The 12,106-nt window shown below is 34.7% G+C and carries 15 protein-coding genes; 12 read left to right on the top strand and 3 right to left on the bottom strand.

Annotated elements, in window-relative coordinates; genetic code table 11:
- Positions 1 to 41: 41 nt before the first annotated feature.
- A complete protein-coding gene (locus CLV73_RS00870; RefSeq protein WP_100375020.1) occupies positions 42 to 410 on the bottom strand; it encodes a c-type cytochrome in 369 nt (122 codons plus the stop codon).
- Positions 410 to 631, bottom strand: coding sequence for a hypothetical protein (locus CLV73_RS00865; RefSeq protein WP_100375019.1), 222 nt, complete (start codon positions 629 to 631; stop codon positions 410 to 412). Before CLV73_RS00865 ends, CLV73_RS00870 begins: the two co-directional genes overlap by 1 nt.
- A 113-nt stretch (positions 632 to 744) precedes the next feature.
- On the opposite strand from CLV73_RS00865, the gene CLV73_RS00860 reads away from it, so the two are divergent.
- The 10 genes from CLV73_RS00860 to trpA all read left to right on the top strand — a co-directional run bounded on the left by CLV73_RS00860 (position 745) and on the right by trpA (position 9,577).
- Entirely contained in the window at positions 745 to 1,389 is a 645-nt protein-coding gene (locus CLV73_RS00860; RefSeq protein WP_100375018.1) for a hypothetical protein, read from the top strand.
- A 130-nt stretch (positions 1,390 to 1,519) separates the two neighbouring features.
- Positions 1,520 to 1,957 (top strand): ankyrin repeat domain-containing protein, encoded by a 438-nt coding sequence (locus CLV73_RS00855; RefSeq protein WP_100375017.1) that lies wholly within the window; start codon positions 1,520 to 1,522, stop codon positions 1,955 to 1,957.
- Positions 1,958 to 2,234: 277 nt separating this feature from the next.
- Complete coding sequence (locus tag CLV73_RS00850) at positions 2,235 to 3,650, top strand: anthranilate synthase component I family protein (protein ID WP_100375016.1); 1,416 nt, start codon at positions 2,235 to 2,237, stop codon at positions 3,648 to 3,650.
- A 36-nt stretch (positions 3,651 to 3,686) separates the two neighbouring features.
- Positions 3,687 to 4,253 (top strand): anthranilate synthase component II, encoded by a 567-nt coding sequence (locus tag CLV73_RS00845; protein WP_100375015.1) that lies wholly within the window; start codon positions 3,687 to 3,689, stop codon positions 4,251 to 4,253.
- A gap of 5 nt (positions 4,254 to 4,258) precedes the next feature.
- On the top strand, positions 4,259 to 5,245 hold the full coding sequence (trpD, locus tag CLV73_RS00840; protein ID WP_100375014.1) for an anthranilate phosphoribosyltransferase: 987 nt from the start codon (positions 4,259 to 4,261) through the stop codon (positions 5,243 to 5,245).
- 317 nt (positions 5,246 to 5,562) lie between these two features.
- Positions 5,563 to 6,336, top strand: a complete 774-nt coding sequence (gene trpC / locus CLV73_RS00835) for an indole-3-glycerol phosphate synthase TrpC (protein ID WP_100375013.1) — start codon at positions 5,563 to 5,565, stop codon at positions 6,334 to 6,336.
- Positions 6,337 to 6,345: 9 nt separating this feature from the next.
- A complete protein-coding gene (locus CLV73_RS00830; RefSeq protein ID WP_100375012.1) occupies positions 6,346 to 6,981 on the top strand; it encodes a phosphoribosylanthranilate isomerase in 636 nt (211 codons plus the stop codon).
- Between the two features lie 58 nt (positions 6,982 to 7,039).
- Positions 7,040 to 7,585: a GNAT family N-acetyltransferase gene (locus tag CLV73_RS00825; protein WP_100375011.1), complete on the top strand. Its 546-nt coding sequence runs from the start codon at positions 7,040 to 7,042 to the stop codon at positions 7,583 to 7,585.
- Between the two features lie 4 nt (positions 7,586 to 7,589).
- A complete protein-coding gene (gene trpB, locus CLV73_RS00820; protein ID WP_100375010.1) occupies positions 7,590 to 8,774 on the top strand; it encodes a tryptophan synthase subunit beta in 1,185 nt (394 codons plus the stop codon).
- A 68-nt stretch (positions 8,775 to 8,842) separates the two neighbouring features.
- Complete coding sequence (gene trpA / locus CLV73_RS00815) at positions 8,843 to 9,577, top strand: tryptophan synthase subunit alpha (RefSeq protein WP_100375009.1); 735 nt, start codon at positions 8,843 to 8,845, stop codon at positions 9,575 to 9,577.
- Between the two features lie 43 nt (positions 9,578 to 9,620).
- Here trpA and CLV73_RS00810 read toward each other — a convergent pair whose 3' ends face one another.
- A complete protein-coding gene (locus tag CLV73_RS00810; protein ID WP_100375008.1) occupies positions 9,621 to 10,514 on the bottom strand; it encodes an SDR family oxidoreductase in 894 nt (297 codons plus the stop codon).
- Positions 10,515 to 10,646: 132 nt separating this feature from the next.
- Between CLV73_RS00810 and CLV73_RS00805 the strand changes: the two genes are divergently transcribed.
- Together CLV73_RS00805 and lipB are read left to right on the top strand one after the other, a co-directional pair.
- Positions 10,647 to 11,231, top strand: a complete 585-nt coding sequence (locus tag CLV73_RS00805) for a Crp/Fnr family transcriptional regulator (RefSeq protein WP_100375007.1) — start codon at positions 10,647 to 10,649, stop codon at positions 11,229 to 11,231.
- A gap of 99 nt (positions 11,232 to 11,330) precedes the next feature.
- On the top strand, positions 11,331 to 12,059 hold the full coding sequence (gene lipB / locus CLV73_RS00800; protein WP_100375006.1) for a lipoyl(octanoyl) transferase LipB: 729 nt from the start codon (positions 11,331 to 11,333) through the stop codon (positions 12,057 to 12,059).
- Positions 12,060 to 12,106: the final 47 nt, after the last annotated feature.

The following is a 12,106-nucleotide window of genomic DNA, read 5'->3' as shown; positions in this document are numbered from 1 at the left end:
CAGCAGAATTATGCTGTCTCTAAAATATTTTTAAATGGATGTTATTTCTTTTTGAGTGACAAAATATAACTTACCATTTTTTTCGCATCTTCTCTAGACACCTGAGAATGAGGCTGCATAGGCACATTTCCCCAAACTCCACTTCCTCCTTCTATGATTTTTGTAGCCAAAGCATCCATATCTTTTTCAGAATACTTATCTGCTATTTCCTGATATGACGGGCCAATCATTCTTTCACTTACCGAGTGACAACCGGAGCAATCTAATGTTTCAATAATCTGGTTTCCGGAAAGATGAGCATTAGTTGTTGCTACTGGTTCTGCAGAAGTTTCTGAAACTGAAGCCTGTTCTTTTTTAGTACAGGAAAACATCAGCATACCCAAACATCCTGCCAATACTAATTTCTTCATTATTTTTTCGTAAGAGTATCTGCTTTTGCTTCATTTGCAGGAACTGATACAGCAGCATTTACATCTACTGATTCAGTTTTTTTGGCGGTAGAATCTACTACAGTTGGTGCATCCGGCTCCGGTAACATCGTGTTGCTGTCTTGTAAATCATGATTAGGCTTTTTTGAACAACTAACTGCCAATAAACCTCCGATAAATGCGATTGCTAATACTTTTTTCATTATTTTTCCTATAAAATTTAGACAAAAATATAAAAAATATTGCTTGTGTAGCGTATAAAATACTTTTTAATCATTATAATCAGAAATTGTATTTTTGTATAAACCTGAAAATTATGATTATCATTTCAAAAATCTTATTTTTCTTAAGTCACCACGGCTTTTATGCAGTGATTATCTTTATTTTGTTCTTCGGAATTATTGCTTATTTAACTAAAAAAGCATGGTGGCTTATTTTAATCCTCCCGTTTTCAATCGTTAACGGAATTGGAGGTCAATTTACCAATGCCTGGTTTTTAAATCAATATGGTGTAGAAAGCACCGCCATTATTACATCCGATATAGAGACCAATTCGACACTTAATGATCAGTATATTCATGATTATGAAGCTATTGTAAAAAAGCAGGACGGAAAATATGTAGATACTTATTTTTCAACAACTTCGGCTGCCATATATCCTATTGAAAATGCAATAAGAATCCCAAGAACAGAACAGGAATTCCCGGTAAAGTACATTCCCGGGTATGAAAAAAATATTGTTATTCTTTATTACCAGTCTAAAGAAGGAAAACAATTGCAGGAATACGAAAAAATAAGGCCGATCAATACCGCGAAAATAAAGTACGAAACAGATCCTACCAATAAAGATTTTATCCGGGAATACCTCAATGCTTTGGAAGACTATTTGAAAACGTATGACAATCAGGAATACAGAAACAAAGCTGAACAGTTGAAAAAAGAGCTGAATGCTAAGAAGTAGTTTTTCTAAATATTTAAGAAAATCAACATTTTATTTGTTCTAACAGGGATAAGATTCAAAAAACTTGTACATTTTTGCTAAATCTATCAAAAAAATAATTTAGCTTTGTATATTATTTAAAATAAGCTTTATGAAAAAAATAATCTCTACAACTTTCGTTTTTTTGGGACTTCTTTTTGCTAACTTGGTTTCTGCACAGGAAATTTCGAAACAGCAGATGATTGCTTTTCAGTCTGACAATGTAGATACTTTTAAAGCAGCTTTCCCAAAAGACAATTATAATAAGTGTTTTGCAATAAAAGAGAGTTCATACAGTTTGCTTTCTTTAAGTGTAAAACATGATAAAAAGAATATTCTGGAGTATTTATTAAACAATGAAGCGGATCTTAACAAAGAATGTGGTAATCAGACTCCACTAATGGTTGCTGCGAGATATGGTAAATTGGATTTTGCAAAACTTCTTCTGAAAAAAGGAGCTAATAAAAATACAAAGAACGAAAAAGGAGAAACAGCAAAAGAGTTTGCAGTTCAGTATAACCACCCCGAAATGACTTCAATTTTAAAATAATAAAAAAACTTCCGTAAAGGAAGTTTTTTTATTTCAGCCTTTGACATACATTGCAATAAAATTTTATCAATTTTTATTTTTCATTTTAAAAAATTATCTACATTTGCATCATGATTAATTCAAACAACAAATTTTGGTGGTGGCATTCAAACTCCTCGTCGGGTCTGAAGCTATACTCTTGTTGTTAATTGACAGCCGGAATATTATAGAAAATATACAGAGACTTTGACGATTTCGTTAAAGTCTTTTTTTATTGCTAAAAATTAAAACACTACCAATGTTCAAACAAAACATCAACATAAAAACCACCTCAAAAAAAATGCTGGGAGATCTGCAGACTCCCATGAACATCTATCTGAAAATAAGAGATCAGTTTCGTGATACGATCCTTTTGGAAAGCTCGGATTCTAAAAATATGGATCATAATTTCTCATTCATTGCCATTAATGCGATTGCAGGCATAGAAATTAAGAATCTTAAAGAATTTGAAATCAAATTCCCGGGTGAGAGCCCTGAGAAGCATCTTTTAGCAGATCATTCTGTTCCGGATCTCTTAAATCAATTTTCAAAGTCTTTTATTTGCAGCGGCACTAAGGATTCTATAGAAGAAACCGCCCAGAGCCTTTTTGGATATACCAGTTTTGAAGCCGTACAATTTTTCGAAAACCTTACATTTAAAGCTCAAAGTAAGGAAGTAGAAATTCCGATTCTGCGTTACAGACTTTATCAATATGTTATTGCAATCAATCATTACAACGATGAAATGCACATTATTGAAAATCAGATTAAAAATTTAAAATCTGAGCTATATCTCTTAGAAAGTCTGATCAAAAATCAGAATTCGGTTATTTATCCTTTTGAAAAAACAGCAGAAGAAACTTCGAATATTACCGATGAAGAATATATCGAATTGGTAAAAACAGCCCAGAAACACTGTATGAGAGGAGATGTTTTCCAATTGGTTCTAAGCAGAAGATTCGAACAAAAATTCAAAGGAGATGAATTCAATGTATATCGAGCGCTACGAAATATTAATCCCTCTCCTTACCTATTCTTTTTTGATTATGGAGATTATAAACTCTTCGGATCAAGCCCGGAAAGTCAGCTCATTATTAAAGATAATAAAGCCATCATTCATCCAATTGCCGGAACTTTTAAAAGAACAGGGCATTTTGAGACCGATCTACAGTCTATTGAATCACTAAAAAACGATCCGAAAGAAAATGCAGAACATACCATGTTGGTAGATTTAGCCAGAAATGATTTAGGAAAACTAGGAAAAAATGTAACCGTTACCAAACTCAAAGAAATACAGCTTTTTTCTCATGTGATTCACATGGTAAGTGAAGTGACAACAGAATTAGAAGAAAACACTAATCCTTATGAAATGGTTGCCACCACTTTTCCTCAGGGCACTTTAAGCGGAGCACCTAAACATAAAGCTCTTCAGCTAATAAATACCTACGAAAAAGATTCGAGAGGTTATTACGGAGGCTGCATCGGAATGGTTGGCTTAAACGGAAGCTGTAATCAGGCTATCATGATCCGTACTTTTTTAAGCAAAAACAACACGTTATATTACCAGGCTGGAGCCGGAATAGTAGCCAAATCCAATGCTGAAAGTGAGCTCCAGGAAGTAAATAACAAGCTTAATGCTCTGAAAAAGGCCATCGAAAAGGCAGAAAAAATATAACAATTCAAAGATCTACAAACTTATAAACTATCCACAATGAAAATATTAGTCTTCGATAATTACGACAGCTTTACTTATAATTTGGTTCAAATGATCGAAAGAATTTTGAATACAAAAGTTGATGTGGTAAGAAATGATGAAATTAAGCTGGAAGAAATTGAAAAATATGATAAGATTATTCTTTCGCCCGGTCCGGGAATTCCTGAAGAAGCCGGAATTTTACTGGATGTCATTAAAGAATATGCTTCCACAAAGAGTATTTTAGGCGTTTGTCTTGGTCAACAGGCAATTGCAGAAGCTTTTGGAGGAACCTTAATTAATCTTAGCGAAATTTATCACGGTGTTGCTACAGAAGCCATCCAAACCAGTGAACATAAACTTTTTAATGATTTGCCACAGACTCTGGAAGTCGGAAGATATCACAGTTGGGCAGTTAATCCCGAAAATTTCCCCGAAGAGCTGGAAATTACCAGTACAGACAGTAAAGGAATGATTATGAGTTTACAACACAGAACCTATGATGTTCACGGTGTTCAGTATCACCCTGAAAGTATTTTAACACCGGATGGAGAAACCATCATTAAAAACTTTCTTTTGAATTAAATAATATGAAAGAAATTCTGCAATATCTTTTCAATCACCATACTTTGTCCAAATCTGAGGCAAAAGCCATCATGATTGAGATTGCCCAAAATAAGTTCAATGCAACAGAAGTTACTGCCTTTATAAGTATTTTTCTGATGCGAAACATCACATTACCGGAGCTGGAAGGCTTTAGGGAAGCATTATTACAAATGGCTATTCCTGTAGATCTGGATGCAAGTGACGCCATTGATGTTGTTGGGACCGGCGGCGACGGAAAAAATACGATCAATATTTCTACGTTAGCAAGTTTCGTGATTGCAGGAACAGGGCAAAAAGTAATTAAACACGGAAATTATGGAGCTTCAACAATTACCGGAGCATCCAATCTTTTGGAAGAATTGGGGTATCAGTTTAAAACCAATTCAGAAGAATTAAATGATGAATTACAGAACGTCAATATCTGCTTTTTACACGCCCCTTACTTTCATCCTGCCTTAAAATCTGTGGTAAGCTTGAGAAAATCTTTAGGCCTGAGAACATTTTTCAACTTATTAGGTCCTTTAGTAAATCCTGCAAAACCCAAATATTCCATGATTGGAACGTACAATCTGGAAATTGCAAGAATATATCAGTATCTGCTGCAAAAAGATGAAAAAGATTTCGTTTTGGTTCACGGAATGGATGGTTATGACGAAATAAGCTTAACACAGGACAGCAAGATTATTACAAAAGAAGGAGAAAAAATCTATTCACCGGAAGAACTTGGTTTTGCAGCCGTTACTCCTCAAAGTATAGAAGCGGGCAAAAACACGCCGGAGACCGCAAAAATTTTCAGAAATATTTTGGAAGGAAAGGGTACAGAATCGCAAAATGCAGTTGTTTTGGCCAATGCCGCAGTTGCATTGCATCATACCAGTAAGTTTGGAAACTATGAGAATTGTTTGAATTTGGCGAAAGAAAGTTTGTTTAGTGGTAAAGCATTGAACAGCTTGGACTCTTTGATAAACTAATAACTTTAATTATCATTCAGAACGGAACGCAGTAAAGTGAAGAATCTAACACAAACAAATGAAAAATTTTGGAACTCATAACTATTACGTTTACATGCAATTGCAAGAGAAAAACAAATTAAAGGTTATTCCAGAATAAAAAAAGATAAATTAGTAAATACTTTTAATCAGAATTGGGATTTTTTAAATAATTCGATTGAATAATCACAAGCTATAAATTATATCTCTATCGTTCAAATGAAGGACTAAGTAAGCTAAGAATAGATTTCTCACTTCATTTCATTGCGTTCGAAATGACAGATTGAAAATTAAACATAATGACAATTCTTGACAAAATAATAGAAAGAAAAAAACAGGAAATTTCGGATTCAAAATCAAAAATTTCCTTACAGCAGCTGAAAGATTCAGAATTTTTCGGAAGAGAAACCTATTCTTTAAAAGAAACCATAAAATCAAAATCCGGAATTATTGCCGAATTTAAAAGACAATCTCCTTCCAAAGGAATAATTAATGATAAAGTTTCGCCATTAGAAGTTGTTTCTGCGTACGAAAAGTTAGGGGCAAGCGGAATTTCAATCTTAACGGATAAAGACTTTTTTGGGGGAAGCTTTGAAGATATTTTAAATGTGAGAAATCACATCCATATTCCCATTTTGCGAAAAGATTTTATGATTGATGAGTATCAGTTTTATGAAGCAAAAAGTATGGGAGCCGATGTCGTATTGCTTATTGCAGCTTGCCTTTCCCCACAACAGACGTTGGAATTTACGGAGCTCTCTCATGAATTGGGACTGGAAGTATTGTTGGAAATCCATACGGAAGATGAACTAGGACATTATAACTCAAGCATTGACCTGGTGGGAATTAACAACCGGAACTTAAAAGATTTTAAAGTTGATCTGCAACATTCAGTTCATTTGAAAAATCTGCTCCCCGAAAACGTCTTATCTGTAGCAGAAAGTGGTATTTACAACATTCAGGATTATTTTTATTTAAAAGAAAAAGGATTTGATGGCTTTTTAATGGGTGAATATTTTATGAAAAATACAAATCCTGCTCAAGCATTTGAAGAATTTATTTCCAATATATAAAATTGCATAATGGCTAAAATCAAAGTTTGCGGTTTAACAAGATTAGATCAGGTTCAGGAATTGATTTCTTTGAACATAGACTTTCTGGGCTTTATTTTCTATGAAAAATCACCACGATATGTTTTGAATCATTTGAATTTAAAAGAAATTTCAAAAATTCAGCATCATGGAAAGGTTGGTGTATTTGTCAATGAAACTGCTGAAAGAATTATTGAAATATCCGAAAAAGCAGATTTAAATTTCATCCAGCTTCACGGAGATGAAAGTGCGGACTTTATTGTTAAACTAAAACAAAAAATCAACCCAGAGATTAAAATCATTCAAGTAATCAGAATAGGAAATCAATCTGCCAATGAATTACAAAAATCTATCAACCAGAACCTCTCAATTATCAACTATTTCTTATTTGATACAGACAGCAAAGCATTTGGCGGAACTGGAAAACAGTTTGACTGGAATATTTTAAACACAGTGGAAATCCCACTTCCCTATTTGCTGAGCGGTGGTATTTCAGAAGACAACATAGAAAACATTAAGCATCTTAAGCAGAAACCATTTGCTCTGGACATCAATTCAAAGTTTGAAACAGAACCTGGCAATAAAGACATCAGCAAAATACAAAGATTTATATCTTCCTTAACATAAAGAATTCCTAAACAGGAGTTAATAAAAACATACCAAAAAGCAAAAAATATTTACTAATATGAAATATGAAGTAAAACAGATCACTGAATTAACTGAAACGGAAATTGAGCATATTCTTCAGCTCTGGGATATTTCATCCTGGAACTCAATGAAATCTGATTATTTTCGCACATTTTTCAAAAATTCAGCATTTCACTTTCTCTTGGATGCTGATAAAAATATCCTGTCTCTCATTCGTGTTAATTACGATTTCGTATTGGAAATTTCAGGAACACAGCTGCCATTTGCAGAAGCTGTCGGGCTTGTCGCAGCTCAGAAGAAAAAAGGATATGGAGCTAAGCTTGTTGAGTATTTCAGGGACTATGTGGTCAGCAATAATATAGAGACTATTGGGTTTTGTCATCAGGAACTTCGTCCGTTTTATGAAAAATGTAATGTTGAAATATTATATGATAAGGCCAAAACAATAAAAGAAAATATAGGAACTGAATGGATAAATTCGGAAGACGATGATATTTTGATTTTTAATGTTTCAGCAAAAAGAAAAGAACAGCTCAGCCAGCTGAGCGATAAGAATAATGCTTATTTAATCACTAAAGAATAAAGAAATGAATTATAAAAACCCCGATGAAAACGGATATTATGGAGAATTTGGCGGAGCTTTCATCCCGGAAATGCTTTATCCTAATGTGGAAGAATTACAGAAAAACTATCTTAAAATCATTGAATCGGAAGATTTTCAAAAGGAATATCAGGATTTATTAAAAAACTATGTCGGGCGGGCTACTCCTTTATATTTCGCTAAAAATTTAAGTCAGAAATACCATACTCAGATCTACTTAAAAAGAGAAGATCTGAATCACACCGGAGCTCACAAGATCAATAACGCCTTGGGACAGGTTTTACTGGCAAAACGTCTGGGTAAAAACAGAATCATTGCGGAAACCGGAGCCGGGCAACATGGAGTGGCTACTGCTACAGCCTGTGCTTTGTTAGGCCTTGAATGTATTGTTTATATGGGAGAAATCGACATTCAGAGACAAGCCCCGAATGTGGCAAGAATGAAAATGCTGGGAGCGGAAGTAATAGCCGCAACTTCAGGTTCAAAAACATTAAAAGATGCTGTAAATGAAGCTTTAAGAGACTGGATCAATAATCCGTCAACAACACATTATGTGATTGGAAGCGTGGTCGGTCCACACCCTTTTCCCGATCTGGTTGCCCGTTTTCAGAGTATTATTTCAAAAGAAATTAAAGAACAGCTTTTTGAACAGACAGGAAGACAAAATCCTAATTATATCATTGCCTGCGTGGGTGGCGGAAGTAATGCAGCAGGGACTTTCTATCATTTTGTAGAGGAAGAAAGTGTAAAAATCATTGCAGCAGAAGCTGGAGGTTTTGGTGTAGATTCAGGAAAATCAGCAGCAACAACTTTTTTAGGGACTTTGGGTGTTTTACACGGCAGTAAAAGCTTGGTGATGCAGACAGAAGATGGCCAAGTCATCGAACCCCACTCTATTTCAGCAGGTTTGGATTATCCCGGAATCGGGCCTTTTCACGCCAATTTATTTAAAGAAAAAAGAGCCGAGTTTTTTAGTATTAATGATGATGAAGCCTTACAATCTGCATTTGAACTGACAAAACTGGAAGGTATTATTCCCGCACTGGAAAGCGCTCACGCATTGGCTGTTTTAGATAAAAAACAGTTTAAAGAAAATGATGTTGTTGTGGTTTGTTTGAGTGGTCGAGGCGATAAAGATATGGAAACGTATTTAAAGCAAATGAAAAGGTAAATAACCTTAAACCAATATTCATTCTTCTCACTGCTGACTTCTAACTTCTAACCTCTAACTTCTAAAAAATGAAAAAACTAAATATATACTTTACCGCAGGCATTCCACAATTGGAAGACACTGCTGATATTATAAAAACTATTCAGGATTCCGGAGCAGATATGATCGAAATCGGAATGCCTTATTCAGATCCTGTTGCAGATGGGCCGATCATTTCTCAGGCTCATGAACTGGCGTTGAAAAACGGAATGAATATTGAAAAATTATTTTCTCAATTAAAATCCATTAAAGACGAAATAAAAATTCCGATTATTTTAATGGGTTATATCAATCCGGCTTTAAGTTTTGGATTTGAAAACTTCTGTAGAGAATGTTCTGAAAGTGGAGTTTCAGGGCTAATTATTCCTGACTTGCCTCCTATTGAATTTGAGAAAAATTATCAAGAAATTTTAGAAAGACACCATCTCAATTTCACATTTCTGGTGACCCCGGAAACTTCAGACGAAAGAATTCTCTATCTGGATTCTTTAAGTTCCGGATTTTTATATGCCGTAAGCTCTTCCTCAACCACCGGAAATGAAAATACCGTTTTGAGTAATGAAGAATATCTTTCGCGACTGGCTTCTCTCCCCTTAAAAAATCCTGTCATGATCGGTTTTGGAATTAAATCAAAAAAAGATTTTGAAAGCGTAACCGAAAAAGCAGACGGAGGAATCATCGGAACAGCTTTTGTGAAAATCCTTTTAGAAAATCAACATTGGAAAGACAAAGCGCAGAGCTTCATCAAAAATATAAAGAACTAAAAAAAAGCAGTCTTATTCCCTGAGAAATAAGACTGTTTATCTTTTAAAAGAAATACTTTTCTAATTCCTCAAAAAAGCTTTTCTCGGAAGGTTTCCAACCCAGTTTTTCCTGGGTTTGCAAACTTGTTGCCGGACAATTTTCCTGTACAAAATATGTCATCCAGGTAAAATATTGTGAGGCTTCTTCTTTAGAAAAAGATTGTACCGGAATATTTAGCTTTTCACCTATATATTCTGCAAATTCTTTCATGGATAACTGCTTATCATTGTTAACAGCATTGTATCTTGCTCCTTTTTCTCCTTTCTCGAGCGCTAAACGAAACAATTTCGCAGCATCCAGACGATGAATTGTAGGCCAAACATTATTTCTATCTTCTATATAAGCTGCTGTTCCTTTAGTTTTTGCCAGTTCTGCCAGTATCACGCCAAAACCTCCTTTGAAACCATGTTCAGAATTCCCATAAACGCTTGGGGAAAGACGTACAATAGATGCATTAACACCTGCTTCCGTCAAACTCACAAAAGCTTTTTCAGAAAACCGGACCGATTCCGCAGGTGCTTTGCTGTCTTCAGTGATTTTTCCATTAATAAGCGGTAACCCCAGTGTTCCTCCTGTAACAACAATAGGCTTATCCGTTCCTTTGAGGACCTCTCCCATGGCTTCGATAGCTTTTTCATCTTTAAGCGCGTTACTTTGGTAATCCGAAAAATCATGAATAAAAGCAGTGTGAATAACCCCGTCTGCTTCTCTCGCTCCTTTCTGTAGAATATCAAAACTTTCCAAATCTCCCATCAGAACTTCTGCTCCGGCTTCTGAAATAAATTTCGCAGATTCCTCTGAGCGGGCCAATCCTGTTACCTGATGTCCGTTTGCTATTAATTCTTTTACGACTGCAGAGCCTACAAATCCTGAAGCTCCTGTTACAAAAACTTTCATATTATATGTATTGTGTTAAAAATTTCTAGTACAAATGTAGCTTTAGTGTATTCTTAAAAATAGGTCATTTGACACAATTTCACCACAGTTTCATTAAAAAGGAGTAATTTTAAACATAATTTCTATTTAAAAATGTCAGAAATCTTTAAAAAATATTTCCAGAAGGTTCTTCCTGATCTAACGGATGAAAAGTTTAATTTAATTGTAGAAAAAAGTAAATTAATCACGCTTCCACGTAAGGAAATGATTTGCAGGCAGGGAGATATCTGTAACTTAAAAATTTTTGTTGCCAAAGGTCTACTCAGGAATTATTCTATTTCCGAAGACGGAAGTGAGCATATTCTGCAGTTTGTCAATGAAATGTCCTGGACTACAGATCCTGAAAGTTTCTATACTAATACGCCTTCAAAACTGAATATTGAAACTCTGGAACCTTCAGAGATTTTCATATTTAATCTTAATGATTTCCATCAGCTTCGGGAAGAGATTCCTACACTCAGTATCTTTATTGAGGAACTTTTAACAAAAAAAACAATGGAAATCAATAACAGGCTGCTGGTGAATATCAGCAGTACTCCCGAAGATAAATATTTACATTTTATTAAAAATCATCCTGATTTGCTCAACAGAGTTCCTCTGCATATGATTGCCTCTTATCTTGGGATGTCGAGAGAAACGTTGTCAAGAGTAAGAAGGCAAATCCTGAAAACTGTCTGATTAAGCTTTACAAAATAGAGATTCAAGAATAAATACCATAGATTTTGTCCATTCCATACAAGCATAAAAATCACTAAATTTGTGTATTCAAAAAATGGTATGAACACAATTCAGAATAAAGTAGTAGAATTCGAAGATTTAGGCATAAAAGAATATCAACCCGCTTGGGATTATCAGGAAAAACTGATGAAAGATATTATTGATACGAAAATAAAGAATCGCGACTTACCTGCAGAAGAACATAGCACAACTCCCAACCATTTTCTTTTAGTTGAACATCCACATGTCTATACATTGGGAAAAAGCGGACATGAAGAAAATATGCTGGCCGGAATGGATCAGTTAAAGGAAATCGACGCCACTTTCGTAAAAGTAAACCGTGGCGGAGATATTACGTATCATGGATACGGGCAAATTGTGGGCTACCCGATTTTAGACCTTGAAAATTTCTTTACGGATATTCATAAATACATGCGAAATCTTGAAGAAGTGATCATCAGAACCATTGCAGAATATGGTTTAAAAGGAGAACGCTCACCAGGAGAAACGGGAGTCTGGCTGGATGTCGGAAAACCATATGCCAGAAAAATCTGTGCGATGGGTGTAAAAGCTTCACGCTGGGTAACTTTACATGGTTTTGCCTTGAATGTGAATACGGATATGCGTTATTTTGAATACATCATTCCTTGTGGAATCAAAGATAAGCAAGTCACTTCTTTAAAAAGAGAACTTGAAAGAGATTTGACTCCCGAAGAAATGGAAGACATTAAAGCTAAAATCAGGAAACATTTTACGGATGTTTTTGAGGCGGAATTAAATTATAAATAATCTTTTATTAGTAAAATAAATATCTCCTATGTTTTAATATTGTAAAC

It is taken from the genome of Chryseobacterium geocarposphaerae, assembly GCF_002797535.1.
GTDB classification, from domain to species: Bacteria; Bacteroidota; Bacteroidia; order Flavobacteriales; family Weeksellaceae; genus Chryseobacterium; species Chryseobacterium geocarposphaerae.
Note: the sequence above shows the minus strand (reverse complement) of the source record. Positions and strands in the feature narration are given on the sequence as shown.